This window comes from Pyramidobacter sp. YE332, assembly GCF_033060595.1.
In the GTDB taxonomy this organism is placed as follows: Bacteria; Synergistota; Synergistia; order Synergistales; family Dethiosulfovibrionaceae; genus Pyramidobacter.
Genome location: NZ_CP133038.1, coordinates 91,110 through 111,375, shown reverse-complemented (window position 1 = coordinate 111,375; position 20,266 = coordinate 91,110). Strand labels below are relative to the sequence as shown.

Annotated in this window: 19 protein-coding genes, 1 tRNA gene and 1 pseudogene; 9 read left to right on the top strand and 12 right to left on the bottom strand. The window is 60.8% G+C overall.

Going from position 1 to position 20,266, the window contains the following annotated elements; translation table 11 throughout:
• Positions 1-70: 70 nt before the first annotated feature.
• Positions 71-1,420 (top strand): branched-chain amino acid transport system II carrier protein, encoded by a 1,350-nt coding sequence (locus tag RAH42_RS00550; protein WP_317539739.1) that lies wholly within the window; start codon positions 71-73, stop codon positions 1,418-1,420.
• 71 nt (positions 1,421-1,491) lie between these two features.
• Here RAH42_RS00550 and RAH42_RS00545 read toward each other — a convergent pair whose 3' ends face one another.
• Entirely contained in the window at positions 1,492-2,460 is a 969-nt protein-coding gene (locus RAH42_RS00545) for a LysR family transcriptional regulator (protein WP_317539738.1), read from the bottom strand.
• Between the two features lie 161 nt (positions 2,461-2,621).
• Between RAH42_RS00545 and RAH42_RS00540 the strand changes: the two genes are divergently transcribed.
• The 5 genes from RAH42_RS00540 to RAH42_RS00520 all read left to right on the top strand — a co-directional run bounded on the left by RAH42_RS00540 (position 2,622) and on the right by RAH42_RS00520 (position 7,467).
• A complete protein-coding gene (locus RAH42_RS00540) occupies positions 2,622-3,347 on the top strand; it encodes a methyltransferase (RefSeq protein ID WP_078016642.1) in 726 nt (241 codons plus the stop codon).
• A gap of 30 nt (positions 3,348-3,377) precedes the next feature.
• Positions 3,378-4,373 (top strand): 2-hydroxyacid dehydrogenase, encoded by a 996-nt coding sequence (locus RAH42_RS00535; protein WP_078016643.1) that lies wholly within the window; start codon positions 3,378-3,380, stop codon positions 4,371-4,373.
• Between the two features lie 50 nt (positions 4,374-4,423).
• Positions 4,424-5,386, top strand: a complete 963-nt coding sequence (locus RAH42_RS00530) for a tripartite tricarboxylate transporter substrate binding protein (RefSeq protein WP_168170077.1) — start codon at positions 4,424-4,426, stop codon at positions 5,384-5,386.
• A gap of 79 nt (positions 5,387-5,465) precedes the next feature.
• Positions 5,466-5,945: a tripartite tricarboxylate transporter TctB family protein gene (locus RAH42_RS00525; protein WP_078016645.1), complete on the top strand. Its 480-nt coding sequence runs from the start codon at positions 5,466-5,468 to the stop codon at positions 5,943-5,945.
• Positions 5,946-5,994: 49 nt separating this feature from the next.
• On the top strand, positions 5,995-7,467 hold the full coding sequence (locus tag RAH42_RS00520; protein WP_317539737.1) for a tripartite tricarboxylate transporter permease: 1,473 nt from the start codon (positions 5,995-5,997) through the stop codon (positions 7,465-7,467).
• A gap of 100 nt (positions 7,468-7,567) precedes the next feature.
• Here the strand turns inward: RAH42_RS00520 and RAH42_RS00515 are convergent, their stop codons facing one another.
• The 7 genes from RAH42_RS00515 to RAH42_RS00485 form a co-directional block, all read right to left on the bottom strand.
• Positions 7,568-8,401 carry a M55 family metallopeptidase gene (locus RAH42_RS00515; RefSeq protein WP_078016647.1) on the bottom strand — a complete coding sequence of 278 codons (834 nt, stop codon included), beginning with the start codon at positions 8,399-8,401 and terminating at the stop codon, positions 7,568-7,570.
• A gap of 142 nt (positions 8,402-8,543) precedes the next feature.
• Complete coding sequence (locus RAH42_RS00510) at positions 8,544-10,121, bottom strand: ABC transporter substrate-binding protein (RefSeq protein WP_317539736.1); 1,578 nt, start codon at positions 10,119-10,121, stop codon at positions 8,544-8,546.
• Between the two features lie 75 nt (positions 10,122-10,196).
• Positions 10,197-11,165, bottom strand: a complete 969-nt coding sequence (locus tag RAH42_RS00505; RefSeq protein WP_078016649.1) for an oligopeptide/dipeptide ABC transporter ATP-binding protein — start codon at positions 11,163-11,165, stop codon at positions 10,197-10,199.
• Positions 11,152-12,129: an ABC transporter ATP-binding protein gene (locus RAH42_RS00500; RefSeq protein ID WP_317539735.1), complete on the bottom strand. Its 978-nt coding sequence runs from the start codon at positions 12,127-12,129 to the stop codon at positions 11,152-11,154. Before RAH42_RS00500 ends, RAH42_RS00505 begins: the two co-directional genes overlap by 14 nt.
• A 6-nt stretch (positions 12,130-12,135) precedes the next feature.
• Positions 12,136-12,996, bottom strand: coding sequence for a nickel/cobalt ABC transporter permease (opp1C, locus tag RAH42_RS00495; RefSeq protein WP_078016651.1), 861 nt, complete (start codon positions 12,994-12,996; stop codon positions 12,136-12,138).
• Positions 12,989-13,906: an ABC transporter permease gene (locus RAH42_RS00490; protein WP_078016652.1), complete on the bottom strand. Its 918-nt coding sequence runs from the start codon at positions 13,904-13,906 to the stop codon at positions 12,989-12,991. The genes opp1C and RAH42_RS00490 overlap by 8 nt, the downstream gene beginning before the upstream one ends.
• Before the next feature lie 239 nt (positions 13,907-14,145).
• On the bottom strand, positions 14,146-15,096 hold the full coding sequence (locus RAH42_RS00485; RefSeq protein WP_317539734.1) for a LysR family transcriptional regulator: 951 nt from the start codon (positions 15,094-15,096) through the stop codon (positions 14,146-14,148).
• A 152-nt stretch (positions 15,097-15,248) separates the two neighbouring features.
• On the opposite strand from RAH42_RS00485, the gene RAH42_RS00480 reads away from it, so the two are divergent.
• Both RAH42_RS00480 and RAH42_RS00475 read left to right on the top strand, forming a co-directional pair.
• Complete coding sequence (locus RAH42_RS00480; RefSeq protein WP_078016654.1) at positions 15,249-16,286, top strand: threonine aldolase family protein; 1,038 nt, start codon at positions 15,249-15,251, stop codon at positions 16,284-16,286.
• A gap of 25 nt (positions 16,287-16,311) precedes the next feature.
• Positions 16,312-17,547: a dicarboxylate/amino acid:cation symporter gene (locus tag RAH42_RS00475; protein ID WP_078016655.1), complete on the top strand. Its 1,236-nt coding sequence runs from the start codon at positions 16,312-16,314 to the stop codon at positions 17,545-17,547.
• 111 nt (positions 17,548-17,658) lie between these two features.
• Here the strand turns inward: RAH42_RS00475 and RAH42_RS00470 are convergent.
• The 4 genes and pseudogenes from RAH42_RS00470 to RAH42_RS00455 form a co-directional block, all read right to left on the bottom strand.
• Positions 17,659-17,744: transfer RNA gene (locus tag RAH42_RS00470), tRNA-Ser, on the bottom strand.
• Positions 17,745-17,808: 64 nt separating this feature from the next.
• Positions 17,809-18,387 carry a LysE family transporter gene (locus RAH42_RS00465; protein WP_317539733.1) on the bottom strand — a complete coding sequence of 193 codons (579 nt, stop codon included), beginning with the start codon at positions 18,385-18,387 and terminating at the stop codon, positions 17,809-17,811.
• Positions 18,388-18,476: 89 nt separating this feature from the next.
• Positions 18,477-19,714 (bottom strand): annotated as a pseudogene (locus RAH42_RS00460) (outer membrane protein transport protein).
• A gap of 30 nt (positions 19,715-19,744) precedes the next feature.
• The gene (locus tag RAH42_RS00455) at positions 19,745-19,885 is read right to left on the bottom strand and encodes a hypothetical protein (protein ID WP_158606347.1); all 141 of its coding nucleotides are present in this window, start codon (positions 19,883-19,885) and stop codon (positions 19,745-19,747) included.
• A 178-nt stretch (positions 19,886-20,063) separates the two neighbouring features.
• Between RAH42_RS00455 and RAH42_RS00450 the strand changes: the two genes are divergently transcribed.
• Positions 20,064-20,192 (top strand): hypothetical protein, encoded by a 129-nt coding sequence (locus tag RAH42_RS00450; RefSeq protein ID WP_255415987.1) that lies wholly within the window; start codon positions 20,064-20,066, stop codon positions 20,190-20,192.
• Positions 20,193-20,266 lie beyond the last annotated feature (74 nt).

The following is a 20,266-nucleotide window of genomic DNA, read 5'->3' as shown; positions in this document are numbered from 1 at the left end:
TTTCTCGGTCTGCTGCGGCTGCGTAAAAATTTTCGCCGGTATCTTCCATTGGAGCTGAATAAAGAGAATCATGAGAAAGAATCTCTCGCCGAAAGAGCTGCTGATCATGGGCGGCGGCCTGTTTTCCATGCATTTTGGGGCCATTTGCCTGCTCTATCCCGTCACCTGGGGGAACGACGCCGGTTCGGCCGTGTGGAGCGCATACCTGGGGATTTTCCTCTCCGGGATCGTCCTGCCCTTTTTGGGCTATGTGGCGATGGTCAAAGGGCGCGGCAATTTCCTCGACATCGCGCGCCGCGCTTCGCCGGTGTTCGGGCTGTTCTTCGTCGCCGCGACGATCCTCGTGCTGGGGCCGTTCTTCGTTGTCCCCCGCGTCACTGCCGCGCTGTGGGCGGCCGTCCTGCAGCTGACGGGCTGGCGCCCCGTGGGAAAAACCGCTATCTTGCTGTTCAACGGCGCGTTCTACGCGGTGATCTACGTCTTCGTGGCCAGCAGCGGCAAAGTGGTCGAGCGCATCGGCCGCATTCTCTTCCCCGTGCTGATGGCGATCGTCGTCAGCGTCATCGTTCAAAGTATCGTTGCGCCGCTCTCGCCGTCGTGGGTCAAACCGAGTTTTGACGAAAATCCCGTCGTTCATGGGTTCCTTGCCGGCTATGCCGCCGGCGACCTGCAGTGCGCGCTCCTGTACGGGCTGGTGGTCGTCCGCGGCATCCATGACGCCGGCATCGCCGGCGAGGACGTCAACAGAAATTTGATCAAGATCGGCGTCATCGGTCTGGGACTGTTGGCGCTGGTGCACCTCGGCCACATGATCGCCGGCGCCAACATCGGCGGTACGATTCGTCTCAACCTTGCGGCCCTGTACGTGCAGATGGTCGTCGAACTGTGGGGGCCGGCGGGCGGCAGGGTCTTCCTGGTGGCGCTGGCCACGGCCTCGCTGACGGCCACGATCGGCATCACTTCGTCCACGGCCGGCATCTGGGAGAAAATTCTCGGCGGACGCGCGTCCTACCGCCAAATCTGTGCCGCCTCGTGCGTGATCAGCGGCCTGGTGTCTTCGACCGGTATCGACGCGATCGTCACCGTCGTCGGCCCTGTCCTCGACGCCTGTTATCCCGGCGCTATCGTCATCACGTTCTTTTACTGCTTCTGCCGGCACAACAACAGCCGCCGTAACCTCTTTGCGCTCAAGTGCGCCATGATCGCGGCCGCCGTCATGGGCGGCGCGGCGCTGCTGAACGTTTACGCCGGCCTGTTCCATCTCGACCTGCCTCGCTTTGCCAGTTTTTACGCCGCGCTGCCGCTGTCGGCCAGTTCGCTGGCGTGGATTCCCGCCTCGATCGCAGCCTACGCCGTCGCCTGGCTCGGCGCGGCTCACCGCAGCGGCGAGGTGAACGTCGACGGGCTGGAGATCGAGTGAAGCGTCTAAAAAAACGAGTCTGTCTCCGCCGCCGCGAGGGGGCGAGACAGACTCGTTTTTTTATGGACCGGTCATTTTTGCGCGCGGCGAATCACGGCGCCGACGGTCTGTGAGTACTCTTCGAAAACGGCCCGAGCGATCTGAATAAAGCCTTGCAGATAGCGGGGACGGAAGCTCTCCAGGCGGTAGGCCAGCTCGGTGTTTTTCTGCGGCAGTTCGGCGCGGACGGGCACGGCGTAAAGCTCGCCGGCGACGTTGGGGCGTCTCAAGGCGTCGTAGAGGATCATTTCGTAGACGAGGCCGATGCCGTGTTCCTGACGACACAGGTTCAGCGCCAGATCGTGCCGGCTCGTCTCGAAAATGATGTTGGGATGGATGTCCTGCTTCTCGAAAAAGCGTTCCAGCGTGTAGCGCAGTCCGTTGCTGTGAGTGAACGTGATCAGCGGCATGCTGTCGATCTTCGTCAGATCGAAGCCGTGCGGATCGAGCAGCGCTTCGTGCCAGGCCGGCGGGGCTTTCGCCAGGAAGCGGCGGCTGAAGACGCAGAAGATGCGGTCCCGCATGAAGGTCAGCACCTGCATGTTGCTGTGCCGCGGCACGTTGACGCCGATATAGAGATCGATCTTTCCGTCCCGAAGCAGCTCGTCCAGTTCCGCGGTTGAAGCTTCCACGGTGGTGACGACGATGTTGGGAAATTGCCTGTGATACACGTCCCAGATGCGCGGCATGAACACGGCGCCGCGCGTGCCCGTCACGCCGACGCGCAGCGACCCCGTGCTGGCGCGCGAGGTGTCCGCCAGGGCAGCGACAAGCTGCTGCTCGGTGTGCAGGACTTTGCGCACGTACTCGACCATGCTGCGCCCCGCCGGCGTCAGGATCAGCCGCGGCTTGCGCTCGAAGAACGCGACGCCGTACTGGCGTTCCAATTTCTGGATGCTGGAGCTGAGCGACTGCTGCGTGATGTAGAGCCGCTCGGCTGCTTTGCGGAAATTCATCTCCTCGGCGGCGACCAGAAAATATTTCAAACTTCGCAAAGGCATCTCCCTTCCCTCCTTCTGACAGTCAAAAGCTGTGAGCCTCTCCCGCTTTTTTCTGTTTGATAAAAAAGTCGGAACCGTTTATCGTGATAAGCAAGATAAAAAGCATTTTCCTCAACAGTCCGGCCGGTTAATTTCCCGGCAATTTCAAAGGAGCGATTTTCATGAGCACAATCGGCAATCGGATCTTCAGCGAAGTCAGACGCCCGGGGCGCGATCTCGTCGAAGCCTTCAAGGGTATTCCTTCCAGCAATATCAACGACGAAATGAACCGCCTCTTTTGCATGCACGACTCCATGCGCCTCGTCAATCCCGATCACGCCGTGCAGCTGCTCGGTACGGCCGTCACGGTCAAGGTCCCCTCGGGCGACAACCTGTTCTTTCATCAGGCGCTCGACATGGCGCTCCCCGGCGACATTATCGTCGTGGACGGCGGTCACTGCAACAACCGTTCGCTGGCCGGAGAGATCATGCTCAAATTCGCCCAGTACAAGGGTCTTGCCGGCGTCGTCGTCGACGGCTGCCTGCGCGATCTCGACGCGCTGCGCGGGTTGTCCATGCCGGTCTACTGCGCCGGCATCACGCCGCAGGGGCCTTTCAAGAACGGCCCGGGCGAGATCAACGCGCCGATCGCCTGCGGCGGGCAGGTCGTATTCCCCGGCGACATCCTGGTCGGCGACATGGACGGCATCGTCGTGATCCACAAAGAGGACGCCGCGGAAATGGCGGCTGCCGCGCAGAAGAAAAAAGCTTCGGAGGACAAGACGTTCGCGCTGATGGACGGCGACTGGAAAGCGTACGCCGAAAAGCACGCCGCCACCACCAAAAAGCGCATGGAAGGCCATACTCCTGAAATTCTCGGCAGCTTCGCCGACAAATACGGCCTGTAAAGCGTCCGCTCCCGAAAGGAGCGCGATGTTATGAGTAAGGTCGTCATCGCCGGCAGAGTGCCGGATGCGGGCAGAAAAATCCTGTACGAACGCTGCGCCGGCCGCTACGACGTGGCAGAAGTCCTGAGCGGCGAGGATCTGGCGAGGCATCTGGACGGTACCTATTATATCCTGCGCGGCTTCCCGATGGGAGCGTCGGAAATCGAAAAACTCGGCGGCGACGCCCGACTGATCCACCGCTGGGGAGTCGGTTTCGACGCGGTCGATATCGAGGCGGCGGGGAAAAAAGGCATCACCGTCTCGATCTGCGCCGGCGTCAACTCGCAGCCCGTCGCCGAGCTGACCGTCATGCTGATGCTCGCCTCGCTGCGCCATCTGCCCGAGCTGATGAGCCGCGCTAAAGCGGGGCGCAAGGACAAGGAAGACATCATCGCGCGCTCGTGGCTGATCAGCGGCAAACGCGTCGGCCTCGTCGGCCTTGGCAGCATCGGCCGGCGTGTGGCCGCAGCCGTCGGCGGCATGGGCGCGGAAGTGACCTATTACGACCCTTGCCGCGCCGCGCCGGAGACCGAAAAGGAACTGGGCGTCGAATTTCTGCCGCTCGACGAACTTCTGAAGAGCAGCGACATCGTCAGCCTGCACATGCCTCTGCTCGATTCGACCCGGCACCTGATCGACGCAGCCGCCCTCGCCAAAATGAAACCATCGGCCCTGCTGGTCAACACCGCCCGCGGCGGCATCGTCGACACCGAAGCGCTGCTGAAGGCGCTGGCGGAAAAACGCCTTTTCGGCGCCGCGCTCGACACGATCGAGAACGAGCCGCTCCCCGCCGATCATCCGGCCTTCAGACTCGACAACCTGATCATCACCCCCCACGCCGGCGGCAACACGGAAGACAACAACCGCAACATGGCAGTCTACATCATGGACAACATCGACGCCATGGAAAGCGGCCGCGGACCGAACCCGCGCAGCGTCGTCAACCGGCAGTTCCTTGGCAGGCAGCGGATTTCCGATCCGCTCTGAAATGTTCACACCGCACCGGATCCTCAAAATTTTTTAGGAGGCGAATCATGATGAAAAAAAGTTCACGCATCGCAGGTATTGTGACGGCGCTGACCGTTCTGTTCTGCAGCGCCGCCGCGGCGGAAAACGGCTGGCCGACTAAACCGATCACGCTGGTATGCGGGTACAGCGCCGGCGGCAGTTCTGATCTCGGCTGCCGCTATCTGGCGGCGGCGCTTGAAAAGCAGCTGGGCGTGCCCGTCGTCGTCGAAAACCGTCCCGGCAGCGGCAGCTGGGTGGCGTGGAACCGTTTTCTCCACAACACGCCCGCCGACGGCAACACGTTCGCCCTCGTCAACCTGAGCGCCGTGTTCGGGCACTACGACGACAAGACGCCCCGCAAAGAGACCATCGACGACTTTGAGCTTCTTGCCAACCAGGCCATCGACTATCAGGTCATCGCCATCCGCCCCGACGAAAAGCGTTTCACGGATTATAAAAGCCTGCTCGAATACGCCAAGAGCAACGAACTCCTGACGGCAGCTTCCAGCACCGGCATCACCAGCGGCGAAGCGAGCGTGGCCCGCATGCTCGAAAAATTCCACGGCGCCAAAGTCAGCGTCGTGCCTGTCGGCGGAGCCGGCGACGCGAACACCATGTTCATCTCCGGCAACATCGATTTCCTGATCGGCAATGTCGGCGACGTCACGCTCAATCCAGAAAACTACAAGGTCATCGTCCTCTTTGCCAACGAGCGCGACGAGCAGCTGCCCGACGTGCCTACCGAAAAGGAACTGGGGCTGGGCGATTACGTCTCCTTCTCCGCGCGCGGCTACGCCTACATGAAGGGCGTCGATCCCGAGATCGTCGCGAAGATGACCCAGGCCGTCAGCGCCGCTATTCAAGACCCCGAGTGTCTCGAGAACATGCGCAAGATGGGCGTCAACGTCGAGCTCTATTCCGGCGACGCTTACAAGAAGCTGCTGAACGATCAGCTCGAGTGGAGATGCAGGATTTGGGACGTGAAGCGTTAATCCCGGTCTGATGAATTTTTTCGCGCCGCTGCCTTTTGCCGGTCAGCGGCGCTTTGAGTAAAACAAGGGGAGGTTTCTCATGAAACGACATCAGGACGTGATCATTGGCATCGTCATCCTGCTGTTCTGCGCCTTTTTCACGTGTTGTGCCCTGAGGATGGACATGGGACCGGCTCTGATGCCGCTCATTCTGCTCGCCTTTATGGCGGTATTGGGCCTCATCATCTTAGCCGACGGCATTCGAAAAACGCGCCGAGCAACGGCGGAGAACCCCGTCAGGCCTTTCGTGACCTGCGCTACGTTGAAAACGCCGCTGACCATGTTCGCTTTGATCGTTGTCTATGTTCTGCTGTTCCTCGCCGTTGGTTACTATGCCGCAACGATACTCTTTCTGATGGCGGCGATGCGTTTTCTCAAGCAGAAGAGTTGGCTGTTCATCGCGGTCACCACCGCCGGATTCGTGGCCTTCGCTTATTTCTTCCTCGTTCGTCAGCTGAACGTCTCCATCGACGAATTGGGCTGGCTCGGCAACTGGCTGCGGATGCGCGGCGGATTTTAGGAGGCGATCTCATGGAACTGGTAAGACAGGTCCTCGGTATGACCTTCGAGTGGGGGCGCTGACGGGGCTGATCGTCGGCACCGTCGGCGGCATCGTCATCGGCGCTCTGCCCGGCTTCAGCGCATCCATGGGCGTGGCGCTGCTGATTCCCATCACCTACGGAATGTCGCCCGTCGCCGGGCTGATCATGCTGACGGCCGTCTATACGTCGGCCATTTACGGCGGCTCGATCACCGCCACGCTGTGCCACACGCCCGGCACGCCGGCTTCCGCCGCGACGGCGATCGATGGATACAAGCTGACCCAGCAGGGACGCGGCATGGAAGCCGTCGGCGTCTGCACGGTCGCTTCCATGATCGGCGGCGTCGTCGGCGCGCTGGCGCTGTTGTTCCTTTCGCCGCCGTTGGGGAAATTCTCCCTGCAATTTTCGGCGCTTGAGTACTGCATGCTGGCCATCTTCGGCGTCACGATCATCGCCTCCCTGGCTGGAGAATCGCTGTACAAGGGGCTGTTTTCGGGCATTCTCGGCCTGTTCCTCGGCACCGTCGGTCTGGATGCCATCACCGGCACGCCGCGTTTCACCTTCGGTTCCATCCAGCTCGAAGACGGCATCCAGTTCGTTCCCGCGCTGATCGGCATGTTCTCGATCTCGCAGGTCATGATCATCGCCGACGATGTCTTCAAGGGCAAGCATGCCATCGTCGACGAAAAGAGCATGACGGGGCGTATCCTGCCGCCCTGGAGCGAGTTCAAAGGGCTGATTCCGACCATCGCCCGTTCATCCGTCATCGGCACGATCATCGGTATCATTCCGACGGCCGGCGCCGGCGTTTCTTCATGGGTCTGTTACAGCCTCGGCAAAAAATTCTCCAAACATCCCGATAAATTCGGCAACGGCTCTCTCGAAGGGGTGGCCTCGTCCGAAGCCGGCAATAACGCCGCCACCGGCGGCGCGCTCGTTCCCCTGATCACGCTGGCTCTGCCCGGCAGCGCGGTGGCGGCCATCCTTCTCGGCGGCATGCTCATGCACGGACTCGTCCCGGGAGCTTCCATGTTCACCGAAAAGGCTCCCGTTACCTACACGATCATATTCGGTTATCTGCTTTCCAACGTTCTCATGGGGCTCATCGGTCTGGCTGTCGCCAAATACGTGGCCCGGGTCAGCACCATCCCGATGGGCGTGCTCGGTCCGCTTGTCGTCGCGCTCTCCGCCATCGGCACCTACGCGATCCGCAACAACATGTTCGACGTGTTCGTGATGCTTGCTTTCGGTCTGCTGGGGTATTTGCTGCGGCGGACGGGCTTCGCCACCGCGCCCCTCGTGCTGGGCATGGTGCTGGGCGAAATCGTCGAGAGCAATTGGCGCCGCGCGCTGATCATGTCCCGCGGCAATATGTTCAAATATTTCCTGAGCCGTCCTATCAGCCTTGCGCTGCTGGTCCTCATCGCGCTCTCCATGTTCACGCCGGTCCTGATGAATTACGTGAATAAAAAGTCGCGAGTTCAGGAAAAATCTGCCTGACCCCGTTGCGCATCCAAAAAAATTTCTGCCCGACCGTTGCGGCCGGGCAGAAATTTTTTGTGTCGAAGCTTGCAGACCAGTTTGCAGACGCCGAATCGAATCAGCTGTTGGCCGTGCTTGCCAGCCCGACGATCGCGCCGGTCCAGCGGCGCATTTCCGCCATGCCGCGGCCGCGGACGCGCACGGTGCGGCCGCCGAGGCGTTCGAGTGCGGGGATCTGAGTGGCCGCGTCGCACTGGGCCGTGGTGTGGAAAGTGACGCGCAGGTCGTAGCTGCCGTCGCCGATGTCGAAAAGCGGGATTTGGCGCGCTTTCAGGCGCTCGACGGCTTCCTTCGCCTTCGCCTTGATATAGCCGTAGGAGTCCTCCGGCGACAGGCAGTCCGCCGCCAGACGGCCCTTGGCGATTTTCACCCGCGCGTAGACGGGGGCCGCGCCGAGCTGCGCGCGGACTTCGCGCTCCAATGCGTCGTCGCCCTCGACCAGCGCCACCGGCAGACCGAAGGAGGAGGCGACGGCGGCGTTCAGCCCCAGTTCGCCCATCTCCACGCCGTTCAGTTCGATCGAATAGACCGTTCCGCCGGAGATGGTGTGGTCGAGCACGGCGACGGGGGTCCCGGCCATGGCGTGGTAGCCGATGAAGAAGACGCCGTCGCTTCCCGAGCAGCCTTCCATCATGCCCAGGGGCTTGGGCGTGCCGCTGAGCAGGCGCACGCGGCTGCCGAGGCCGTCGATGTCGACGTTGATCTTGCGCCCGTGCGCGTCGTTGACCAGCACTTCGTCGGCGCCGGCTTCCAGCGCGCCTTCGGCGGCGGCGCGCACGTCGTGCAGTTCCATCTTGCAGCCGAAAGCGTATTCGGGACGTCCGTTCATGGTCTGATGAACGTCGGTCACGCCGGTGCAGCCTTCCATATCGGCGCTGATGTAAATTTTCATGGGGCGATCAGATTCCTTTCACGGGATTTTTGTTCGTCACGAGGGGCGCGGCGGCGACAACAAAGGGACTGAGGGCGGAAAAGGCCGGCCTCAGTCCCGCTTTCGCGCCTGGATCCGCGCGCTTCCGTTTTTTGCGAGCCGTTTATTCCACGTAGGTCAAGTGATTCACCATGACGAAGTTGATCGGATAAATGTCGAGGTTCTTCACTTCCCTGCGGACGGCGTACAGGTTCTTGATGGAATAGATCGGGATGCGGGGCTGATCGGCGACCAGCTGTTCTTCGATCTTTTCGTAAGCGGCCTTGCGCAGGGCGTTGTCGGATTCGCGCATGCCGTCTTTGATGCCCTGATCGACGATCTCGTTGCGATAGAAGCTCTGGTTCTGTCCCGTCGGAGGCACCAGCCAGGAAGCCAGCAGCGGACGGTACACCCAGTCGGCGTCGCCGGTGGAGGGGCTCCAGCCCATCATGAAGATCTGCGCCTTGTTTTTCTCTTCGGGCAATTCGATGCGGGAGTTCAACGTCGCCCAGTCCATGGCCTGGAGCTTGATCTCCATGCCCACGGCACGGGCGAAACCGATGTAAGCCTCGGGGATGATGGCGCTTTTGCTGGAGGTCCACAGTTCGACGCTCAGGCGCTTGCCCTCGGCGTTCGTGCGGATGCCGTCTTCGCCGATCTTGTCCCAGCCGGCTTCCGAGAGCAGCTTTTTGGACAGTTCGGGATCGTAGGCGATCATGTTGTTTTGGCCGGCAGCGCAGTTGATCATCGGGGAGATGATGCTGTAAGCGGGAACGGCGTTGCCGTGCAGGATCTTGTCGCAGATGCCCTGGCGGTCGACGCTGTGGCTCAGGCCCCGGCGCACGCGCACGTCGCCGAGGATCGCGTCGCTGGTGTTGACGACGAGCGTGTAAACGGTGATGTTGGGGAAGATGCGCATCTCCACGTCGTCGCGGGTTTTCAGCCGCTCCACGTCGTTGGTATCGACGGCCTGGGCCACGTGGGCCTCGCCGGTCTCGACGAGCATGGCGCGCGTCGAAGCCTCGGGCGCGAACTTGTAGATCAGGCCGCTCAGCTTGGGCTTGCCCTGCCAGTAATCCTCGAACGCGGACATCTTCACGTAGTCGCCGGGTTCCCACTCCTCGAACTTGAAGGGGCCGGTGCCGGAGGGCTGGCGCTTGATCCTGGCGTTTTTGGCGGGATCCTTGACGTAGCTGGGGTCGAGGATCAGGCCGGCGGTGTGGGCCAGATTGTTGAGGAAGGGGCCGAAGGGCTGCTTGAGGTCGAACGCCACGGTGTATTCGTCGACGACGCGCACTTCCTTGATGATGGGCTGGTAGAGGGACGTTCTCTTGTAGCGCCCGTTCAGGATGCGGTCGAAGTTGACTTTGACCGCATCGGCGTTGAAGGGCGCGCCGCTGTGGAAGATGACGCCTTCGCGGAGTTTGAACGTCCAGGTCAGCCGGTCTTCGGAAATTTCCCAACTCTTGGCCAGCTTGGGCACGACGTCCAGCGACATATTGAAATCGACGAGCCCTTCGTAGATCTTGCGGTTCAGGTCTTCGGACGGCGTGTCGGTGATGTCCTGCGGGTCGAGGGAAATGATTTCCGCCGACTTGACGATCGTCAGGACGTCCTTGTCCAGAGCCAGAACCGGTCCGGCGGCGAGCAGAGCCGCCCCGCGAGCGCGAGCAGCGCGGTACGGTAAAACTTCATACGGCATTCCTCCTTAAAAAATTCATCCCTTGCGGGGATTCCCTTCCGCCGCAAAAACGGCGGAAAACATCGAAACGGCTCGCTAAACCTGATGGCACGCGAGCCAGTGTCCGGCGTTCACTTCTCTCCATTGCGGCCGCACCCGGCGGCATTCGTCGGTCGCCTGCGGACAGCGCGTGTTGAAGCGGCATCCGGCCGGCGGGTCGATCGGGCTGGGGATGTCTCCTTTGATGATCTTGTCGGAAATGTCCTCGCCGGTGACGTAGGGTTTGGGAATGCTGCGCAGCAGCGCCTGCGTGTACGGATGCAGCGGGTTGCGGAACATTTCCTGCCGGTCGCAGAATTCCATCAGGCTGCCGAGATACATCACGGCGATGCGGTGGCTGATGTGACGGATCACCGAGAGATTGTGGCTGATGAACAGATACGAAAGATGTCTCTTCTTCTGTATATCCTTGAACAGGTTGAGGATCTGCGCCTGCACGGAGACGTCGAGCGCCGAAGTCGGCTCGTCGAGGACGATGAACTTGGGAGACGAGATCAGCGCCCGGGCGATGGCGATGCGCTGGCGCTGGCCGCCGGAGAATTCGTGCGGATAGCGCGTCATGTGCTCGACCTTGAGCCCCACTTCCTGCATGCCGTTCAGAACCAGATCGCGCACTTCGTCTTTTTTCAGCTCGGGACGCTGCACTTTCAGCACGCGGCCGATGATGTCGCCGACGATCATGCGCGGGTTCAGCGAAGCGAAGGGATTTTGGAAGACCATCTGCGCCCGGCTGCGGAACTCGCGTTCTTCCCGCGGCGAAAGGCCAAGGATCGACCGTCCCCGGTACAGGATCTCGCCCGACGTCGGCGCAAGCAAACGCAGCAGCATGTTGCCCACGGTGGATTTGCCGCTGCCCGACTCGCCGACCAGTCCCAGCGTCTCGCCCTCGGGAATGGAGAAGGAAACGCCGTCCACGGCCTTGACGTGTCCTGCGACCGAATGGAAGAGCACGCCCTTCAGAATCGGGAAGTACATGTGAAGATCTTTGACTTCAACGATATTCATAGCAGGCCACCTCATGTCCTTCCTCCGCTTCCACGGCCGCCGGCCGCGCCAGAGCGCAGCGCTTCGTCGCGAGCGAGCAGCGGGCGCGGAACTTGCAGCCTTCCGGCAGATGCAGCAGATTGGGCAGCGCGCCGGGAATGACTTCCAGATATTCCTGCGCCTGATCGAGACGGGGAATAGCTCCCAGCAATCCCTGCGTGTAAGGGTGAAGCGGATGTTCGAAGATCTGGCGGACCGTGCCGTATTCGATGATGCTGCCGGCGTACATGACGGCTACCTTCTGCGCCATCGTGGCGATCACGCCGAGGTCGTGGGAGATCAGCATGATGCTGCTGCCGAAATCCTTCTGCAAATCTTTTATCAGCGACAGGATCTGAGCCTGAATGGAGACGTCGAGCGCCGTCGTCGGCTCGTCCGCGATCAGCATCCGAGGGTTGCACGACAGCGCCATGGCGATCATGACGCGCTGTTTCATGCCGCCCGAAAACTGGTGCGGATAGCGCTTCATCGACTTTTCGGGATCGGGGATATTGACTTTTTTGAACATCTCCGCCGCGCGAGCGTGGATCTGCGCCGCGCTCATATCGGGATTGTGGACGCGGATCGCCTCTTCCACCTGACGCCCTACCGTGAAGACGGGGTTCAGCGAGCTCATCGGATCCTGAAAGATCATGGCGATATCCTTGCCGCGGATCTGGCGCATCCGTTCCGGCGTCGCCTGCGCGAGGTCCTCGCCCTCGAACAGGATTTTGCCGCCGATGATCTTTCCCGGCGGCGACGGGATCAAACGCATGATGCAGGCCGAGGTCACCGACTTGCCGCAGCCCGTCTCGCCGACGAGGCCGAGGATCTCGCCGCGGCCGACGCTGAAACTGACGTTTTCCAGCGCCTTGACGATCCCTTCTTCCGTGTAGAACCACGCGTTCAGATTTTCGACGCGAAGCAGAGTTTTATCGTCAGTCATGGCGGATTACTCCTTCAAACGGGGATTCAACGCGTCCTGAAGCCCGTCTCCGAAGAAGTTGAAGCCGAGGACGACGATCATGATCGTCACGCCGGGAATGATCGCGACGTGAGGGGCGGAACGCAGGTACACCCGGGCGGCGGAAAGCATCGTTCCCCATTCGGGGGACGGCGGCTGTACCCCCAGCCCGAGAAAGCCCAGCCCTGCGGCCGTCAGCAGCACCGTCGCCATGCGCATCGTCGTCTGCACGATGATCGGCGAGATGGCGTTGGGCAGGACGTAGCGGAACAGGATCGACAGATCGTTCTCGCCGATCGCCCGCGCCGCCGTCACGTAATCGTTTTTCTTGACGCTGATCACCGCGCCGCGCGCTACGCGCGAAAATCCCGGCACCGAGTTGATGCCGATGGCGACGATCAGATTCGTCAGACTCGGCCCGAGGATGGCGACGATCGCCAGTGCCAGCAGAATGCCCGGAAAAGCCATCATGACGTCCATCAGGCGCATGACGATCTCGTCGACCTTGCCGCCGAAGTAGCCGCTGGCCGAACCGAGGAACGTCCCCACCGCCAGCGAAATCATCACCGCCCAGAACTGGATCACCAGCGAGACGCGGGCGCCGTAAAGCAGACGGCTGAGGATGTCGCGCCCGAACTCGTCGCAGCCCAGCCAGTGGGCCATACAGGGACGGAGATAGGAAAGGTTCAGATCCTGAAAGTAAGGATCGTACGGAGCCAGCCACGGGCCGCAGAGAGCCAGAAACAGATACACGCCGACGATGACCAGCCCCGCGACCGCCGTCTTGCTCCGGCGCAGACGGCGCCATACCAGCGCCGCGTGAGTTTGCGTTCTTCCCCGACTATTCATAGCGGATCCTCGGATCGAGAAAAGCGTAGAGGATGTCGACCAGAAGATTGGCCCCTACGTAGATAAAAGCCACCACCAGCAGCGTCGCCTGCACCACGGGATAGTCGCGCCCCAGAATCGAATCGACCAGCAGGCGCCCCACCCCCGGCCAGGCGAAGACCGATTCGGTGAGAACGGCCCCCGTCAGCAGCGAGCCGATCTGCATGCCGATCACGGTCACCGTGGGGATCATGGCGTTGCGCAGCGCGTGCAGATACACGACGACGCGCTCCGTCAGCCCCTTGGCGCGGGCCGTTGTGACGTAATCCTGGCGCAGCACGTCCATCATCGTCGAACGGGTCATGCGCGCGATGATCCCCGCCGAGCCCGTGCCCAGCACGACGGAAGGAAGGACAATGTGCCGCACGCCGCCCATGCCCGCGGCCGGCAGCCAGCCCAGCTCGACGGCGAACAGCATGACCAGCATGATCGCCAGCCAGAAGGCCGGCATCGAAACGCCGATCAGCGCCAGCGACGTGGAAAGATAATCGATCCACGAATACCGCCGCACCGCCGAGAGAATTCCCGCCAGCACCCCCAGAGCGACCGCGAGCAGCATCGCCGCCCCGGCGAGAACCGCCGTGTTCTTCAGCCGCGATGCGATCAGGCCGATCGCGGGAACCTCATATTTCATCGATTCAAGCGAACCGTCGAAAACTCCCTTGACAAACCGTACATACTGAACGGGCAGAGGATCGTCCAAACCGAATCGGTCACGGATCAGCTGCACGTCCTCGATCGTCGCGTCGGGACCGGCAAGCAGCAGTGCCGGATCGCCCGGAGTCAGGTGCATAATGAGAAACGCGACAATGGAGACGCCGATCATGACGGGGACGGACATCACAAGCCTGCGAAGAATATACTTCCCCATGGTGTTTCACTTTCCCCTTTCGTAAAGATTGGATCGCCGCGTGGTCCTTCCCCATCATCTCCTCGTCCGCTTTCATTGAAAAACGCTTTTGTACGGCGTCTTTTCCTGAATGATTTTATATTTCTTAGATCAAAGTATAGAGACTGTCATAATTTTTTTCAAGCATATCTTCAAAGCGGTCTTGAAAAATCGTATACATTTTTTCTGTCCCAAAAACGTCGCGCCGCACGCGGAAAAAACTATTTTTCGCTCCATTCCAGGTCCAGCAGCATCCGCTCGAAGCTCTTCATGGCCGAAGTGAAATAGGCGCCGCGGCGGCTGCTGAGGAAGGCGTCGCGTTCCGCATAGCGGCTGTCGAGCTTGTAAAAATACAGCGCCTCGCAATCGGGCCTCTGCACGAGCCAGTTGCTCAGGATCGTCGCGCCCAGTCCGAGGCGGGCGAAGTTGAAGGATTCAGCCGACTGTTCCACCTCGAGAACTATCGGCGGATCGACGCCGCGTTCGCGGAAGAGGATGTCGGTGTATTGGCGAAGGTAATTCTGATTGCTGAGAAGGAGAAACGGCACCCCGGTGAAAGAGTCCAGACGCACCGATCGCGCCGCGGGAACGGAGAAGACCGCGTCGCCCAGTTCGTCCGGCGCAAGCCGTTTGCCATAAAGCGTTTCATTGACGCCGAACGATTTCGGTACGGCGAGGATCAGGCACTCGCGATAGCACACTTTCTGCTCGTACTTTTTGCCGTCGTAAGGACGGTTGGTGATCACGAAGTCCAGTTCGCCGGAATCGAGCAGATGCTTGGCCTGCATTGTATTCAAATTGCGGACCTGCAGCTCGATCTGCGGATACCGGCGGTGGAAATCCGCCAGACGTTCCGTCACGAAATAGGAGATGCCGAGATTGCTGCCGCCGACCGCCAGCCGGCCGCTTTGCAGCGTCCCTTCTTTCTCGACGAACTCGCGCAGCCGTCGTTCCAGTCCGCGCAGCTGTTCCAGCGCCTGGATGTATTCCACCCCGAACGGCGTCAGCGTCACGGGCACGGTCTGGCGGTTGAAGATGGGCAGTCCCAGTTCGGCTTCCGCCTTTTTGACGGTGATCGAGAGCGACGGCTGGGTGATGAACAGTTTGTCCGCCGCTTTGCTGAAGCTTCGTTCGCGGTAAACGGCATAGATATAGTCGGCGTACTGAAACATGACGCGGCCTCCTTATTCTGAGGTAATGTCCATTTATCATTTATTTTTATCTATGATGATATTCTAACATTTATATTGGATTATATCAGACAGCTGACATTTAATAGCAGTGCAAGAACAAATTTTCACGATCGAAAAGAGGCTGGCGCACAATGATCGATTTAAGAAGCGATACGCTTACGCTCCCGGACCGCCCCATGCTGGAGACGATCCTGTCGGCGCCGTTGGGCGACGACGGACGGCTGGACGCGGAAGGACGCGGCGAAGACGCAACGGTCAACAAACTGGAGGACATGGCGGCCTCTCTCACGGGCAAGGAGGCCGCTCTGTTCTGCGCCTCCGGCACGATGGGCAACCAGGCCGCCCTGCTAACCTGGTGCCGTCCCGGCGACACCGTGCTGGTCGACGAGCTGCAGCACCTCGACCGCAGCGAAAAAACCGCCTTCGAGCCGCGCTTCGGGCAGATGGAAAAAGCTTTTTACAAATTCGACGCCGACGGCATGCCCGACCCGGCCGACATGGAGCGAACGCTCAGGGAAAAACCCGTCAAGCTGATCTGCGTCGAGAACTCCCACAATTACACCGGCGGGACCTGTATCACGCCGGAACGCATGGCCGCCGTCCGCCGCCTGGCCGATAAATACGGCGTGCCGGTCCACATGGACGGCGCGCGCGTTTTCAACGCCGCCGCGTATCTCGGCGTTTCCGTGAAGGAACTGGCCCAATACGCCGACACGCTCATGTTCTGCGTCTCCAAAGGGCTGGGAGCGCCCGTGGGATCCCTTCTCTGCGGGCCGAAAGACTTCATCGGGAAAGCCAAGGACACCCGCAAGCTGCTCGGCGGCGCCATGCGTCAGGCCGGCGTTGTCGCCGCGCCCGCCATCTACGCGCTGGAGCACAATATAGAGCGTCTGAGGGAAGACAACGAAAACGCCGCGTACTGCGCTTCGCTGCTGACCGGGCTGAAAAAGACGCTCGTGCAGAAAAACGTGCAGACCAACATCATGATGCTCGACGTCAAAGACGCCGGCGTCACGCCTCGGGAATTCTGCGAGCGCGCCAGGGAAAAGGGGCTGCTGATCCGCCCCATCATCAACACCTCGGTGCGGCTCGTCTTTTACAAGGGCATCACGCGCCGCGACGCGGAACGGGCCGCGGCTATCATCCGCGAAATCGACGCGGCGCTTTGACCATATTCGAAAGGGGCACAACACAGTGATTATCGGCGGCAAGAAGATCTCTTTGACGACACAGGTTTTCGTGGCTATGATCCTCGGTTCCGTCGCCGGACTCGTGGGCGGCAAGACCATGGTCCAGCTCGGCTTCATCGGCGACATCTGGCTCAACTGCATCAAGATGATCGTGGTCCCCATGGTGCTCTGCACGATCGTGACCGGCATCACCTCGCAGGACAGCCTCGCCTCGCTGCGCCGCGTCAGCGCGCGCATCATCGCCTATTACGTGGTCACCACCGTGCTGGCCTGCGCGGTCGGCCTGGCCGTGGCGACGCTGCTCCAGCCCGGAAAGTTCGCTAACTTCGCCGGCATGGCCTCGCAGCAGATCAAGGGCGGCGTCGACATCACCTTCGCCGGCTTCCTCAAAGGACTGTTTTCCACCAACATGATCAAGACGTTCGCCGACGGCAACATCGTGCAGACGCTGGTCATCGCCATCCTGCTCGGCGTCGCCATCCTGCGCATCAAAGATCCCGAACGCAAGGCGACGATGAAAAAGTGCTTCGACGGCTTCAGCAGCATGGTCTTCTCGCTGATCGGCATGGTCATGGACGTGTCGCCCGTCGGCGTGTTCTTCCTCATGGGCAACTCCTTCGGCAAGTACGGCGCCGGCATTTTCACCTCCATGGCCGTGCTCGTAGGGACCTACTACGCCGCCTGCTTCGCCCACGTCGTTTTCGTGTACGGCGGCTTCCTCCTGACCTTCAAGCCTCACATGAACCCCTTCCGGTTCATCAAGGAGAGCGCCGACGTGTGGATCTACACCATCTCCACGTGCAGCTCCATCGCCACGATCCCCGTCAACATCAAGACCGCCGAGGAAAAATTCGGCATTCCGGAGCGCGTTTCCGGCTTCACCATCCCCCTCGGCTCGCAGATGAACTCCGACGGCTCCGTGCTGCTCTACGCCTGCGTCATCCTCTTCATCAGCCAGATGATCGGCCAGCCCATGTCGATGCCGCAGCTGCTGAACGCCGTGTTCATCTCCACCATCCTCTCCATGGGCGGCGCGGGGATCCCCGGCAGCGGCATCGTCAAGCTGATGGTCGTCGTCCAGTCCGTGGGACTGCCCATCGAAGTCGTCGGCATCATCGCCGCGTTCTACCGCCTCTTCGACATGGGCACCACGACGAACAACTGTCTCGGCGACCTCGTCGGTACCATTATCGTCGGCACAGCCGAAAAAAAGTACAACGCGGAGAAACAGAGAGCCTAGAAGATTTTCACATAGAAAACGTCGAGAGACAGAGAGAAAAAATCGCGGCCGGTCATCGAAGAGCGTTGGCTCAACGACGACCGGCCGCGATTTTTTGCATGAAATTTCCGGTGGCGGAGGGGAAGAGATTCGAACTCCCGGAGCTTGCGCTCAACAGTTTTCAAGACTGCCGCCTTAGACCGCTCGGCCACCCCTCCGCGAAGTGACAGCGGCATTATAGCACGCGCCCCGGCGATTGGCAAAACGTGGAACGGCCTGTTTCTACAGATACAGCGACAGCGCGCAGTAGGCGAGGAGCAGGGCCATGACGGCGTTTGCGGCGCGTTCGTGGCGGCGCAGGGCGCGGCTGAACACGGCGCCGAAAGCGGCCCAGCAGTTGACCGAGACGAAGGCCGTGCCCGCCAGTCCGAGTGTGAAAAGGCCCAGCGTCAGTACGGAGCGGGTATAGGGCAGCACAAAAGTCGACATAGTGGTGACGGCAAAAATAATTACTTTGACGTTAACGAGCTGGAGCAGCACGCCCGACAGAAAAGCGTTGTCGGCGGCGGACGTTTCTTCACCGCCGGATCGGCTGGTCAGCGTCTTCCAGGCCATCCAGAGGATGTATGCGGCGCCGAGAGCCAGCATGTAAGGCTGAGCGGCGGGGATATAATCCAGCAGCGTGGCGCTGAACAAAGCCGCCAGCAGCTGCACGGTGAAGAAGCCGCAGAAGATCCCCAGGCGGTAGCGCAGCGAGGCGCCGAAGCCGTAGCGGCCGGCGTTGGACATCGAGGAGATGTTGTTCGGCCCGGGCGTGAAGGTGGAGACAAGGACATAACTGAGAAAGGGGAACCAGTTCATGGAGATCGCTCCTTCGGAAAGGGGATAAAGGGAAAGGGCAGAGGCTTTTCAGCTTCCGCCCTTGAATTATATCCGTTTGCAGACGAAAATCACAGATCGATGCGCGCGCCGATCGAAACGATGTGGGCGTCGCAGCCGCGCGTGAAGGCGTCTTCGTGATTTTCGCCGGCGTTGTTGATGCGTTTGTCGCCGACGTCCATGTAGCCGTAGCCGAGCGAATACTCGACGTTTTTGACGCGGCAGCTGGCGCCGACGGTATAGGTGCGGCGCGTGCCGGTGGGCACCATGAAATCGGCGTCGTCGGGATCGCAGGAAGAGCAGTCGTCGTAGACGAAGCCGGCGCGGATCGTCCACTTGTCGTTGATCTTGTGCTCGACGCCGAACTGGTAGCGCCATCCGTTACGCCAGTTTTTTTCTTCATAATAAGGATAGTTCGAGATCCCCCCAAGATAAGGGCGATACGGCGGCGGCACGGCGACGTTGATGGTCAGGTCTTCATAGGAGCTCCACATGGTTTTGACGGCGTTGAACTCGACGCGCGTGCGGTCGCTGAACTTGTAGCCGACGCCGAAAGTATAGCTTTCGGGCAGATGGATCGATCCCTGCCCCGCGTGGCGATCTGCCCCAGCCTGCTGTACAGGTTCACGTCGCCCTCGACCGTCTGCTTGACTTCGGAACGGTACAGCGCCGCCAGCGAGAGCCGGGGCGTCGCCTGCCAGCTCAGGCCGACGTTCCAGCCTGCGCTCCAGCTGTCTCCGTCGAGGTCGATCGGCGTCTCGCCGCCGAGGCGGGTCGACTTGTCAAGCTTCAGCCCGGCGTACATCAGTTCCGCGCCCACGGACATCGACAGGGACGGCGCGAGCTTCCAGGCCACGTTGGGGGCGAAGGAAACCGACAGGAACTCGATGCTGCGGTTGCTGAAACGGCCGTACCAGCCCGGATCGTAGGAGGCCTTCAGCCCGAAACGGGGATAAACGCCGACGCCGAACCAGGCGTTGGGCTGAATTTTACGCGCGTAAAAGAAGGCGGGCACGTAGGCCGGATTGTTCTTGTTGTGCTGCGTCTTGAAGACGTTATCGCCGCCGTCGAGAAAGTCGGCGGAGCCGCGCGGCGCGATGTAGGTGACGGCGCCGGAAAAGCTGCCCTTCTCGTCGAACTGCGTGATCGCCGCCGGATTGTAAGCGATCAGCGAAGCTTCGTCGCCGAACATCATCGCGCCGGCCATGCCCACGCCGCGGGCGCTCCACTCGTACACCGCAAAACCGTCCGCATAAGCGGGCGCCGCCAAAAGCGCCGCCGAAAGCGCCAGCGCAGCCGTTTTTCTCATACTCATACACTAACTCCTGCCCCTCGTCTCTTATGTCGTGCCCGCCGCGATCGCTTCGTCTCCGTCGGGATCGGCCAGCGAAAGGCCGATCCCGATCGAGGCCGCAACATCCCGGCGATCGTCCCGCGGCCTTTTGCGCGGGTCCTCTCTGGCGGCGTTTTCCCCCTGCACGCTTCAAAGTTGCCGCCGCCCGGTCCGATCGGGGAAACGACCCGTTCGAAAAAAGAAAAGCGGATCCGCTTTTGCACATGCGCATAATTTTATCTTTTCTTATCCTCGGCGACAAGCGCAAAAGAGAGGCATGGGCCCCGGATATCGCGTCGTTTTTTTATGAACTGTATCGCCGTTTATGAGAGGAAAAATCGTACTCGCCAAATTGAAGGCGCTGATCTTCGATCAGTTCCAGTCCGGCTCCTGCGTTTCGGGCGAAAAGGTCGGCCAGGCGTGGAACGCCGGCAAGGGATTCATGAAGAAATAACCGCCCTCCCGAACAACGTCAAGAGCCTGCGCCCGGATCGTCAGCAGCGATCCGGGCGCAGGCTCTTTTTTACT

Bases quoted from the DNA above. Each gene is read 5' to 3' on its own strand.
- RAH42_RS00550 (WP_317539739.1), top strand. From the start codon at position 71: ATGAGAAAGAATCTCTCGCCGAAAGAGCTGCTGATCATGGGCGGCGGC.
- RAH42_RS00545 (WP_317539738.1), bottom strand. From the start codon at position 2,460: ATGCCTTTGCGAAGTTTGAAATATTTTCTGGTCGCCGCCGAGGAGATG.
- RAH42_RS00540 (WP_078016642.1), top strand. From the start codon at position 2,622: ATGAGCACAATCGGCAATCGGATCTTCAGCGAAGTCAGACGCCCGGGG.
- RAH42_RS00535 (WP_078016643.1), top strand. From the start codon at position 3,378: ATGAGTAAGGTCGTCATCGCCGGCAGAGTGCCGGATGCGGGCAGAAAA.
- RAH42_RS00530 (WP_168170077.1), top strand. From the start codon at position 4,424: ATGAAAAAAAGTTCACGCATCGCAGGTATTGTGACGGCGCTGACCGTT.
- RAH42_RS00525 (WP_078016645.1), top strand. From the start codon at position 5,466: ATGAAACGACATCAGGACGTGATCATTGGCATCGTCATCCTGCTGTTC.
- RAH42_RS00515 (WP_078016647.1), bottom strand. From the start codon at position 8,401: ATGAAAATTTACATCAGCGCCGATATGGAAGGCTGCACCGGCGTGACC.
- RAH42_RS00510 (WP_317539736.1), bottom strand. From the start codon at position 10,121: ATGCCGTATGAAGTTTTACCGTACCGCGCTGCTCGCGCTCGCGGGGCG.
- RAH42_RS00505 (WP_078016649.1), bottom strand. From the start codon at position 11,165: ATGAATATCGTTGAAGTCAAAGATCTTCACATGTACTTCCCGATTCTG.
- RAH42_RS00500 (WP_317539735.1), bottom strand. From the start codon at position 12,129: ATGACTGACGATAAAACTCTGCTTCGCGTCGAAAATCTGAACGCGTGG.
- opp1C (WP_078016651.1), bottom strand. From the start codon at position 12,996: ATGAATAGTCGGGGAAGAACGCAAACTCACGCGGCGCTGGTATGGCGC.
- RAH42_RS00490 (WP_078016652.1), bottom strand. From the start codon at position 13,906: ATGGGGAAGTATATTCTTCGCAGGCTTGTGATGTCCGTCCCCGTCATG.
- RAH42_RS00485 (WP_317539734.1), bottom strand. From the start codon at position 15,096: ATGTTTCAGTACGCCGACTATATCTATGCCGTTTACCGCGAACGAAGC.
- RAH42_RS00480 (WP_078016654.1), top strand. From the start codon at position 15,249: ATGATCGATTTAAGAAGCGATACGCTTACGCTCCCGGACCGCCCCATG.
- RAH42_RS00465 (WP_317539733.1), bottom strand. From the start codon at position 18,387: ATGAACTGGTTCCCCTTTCTCAGTTATGTCCTTGTCTCCACCTTCACG.
- RAH42_RS00450 (WP_255415987.1), top strand. From the start codon at position 20,064: ATGAGAGGAAAAATCGTACTCGCCAAATTGAAGGCGCTGATCTTCGAT.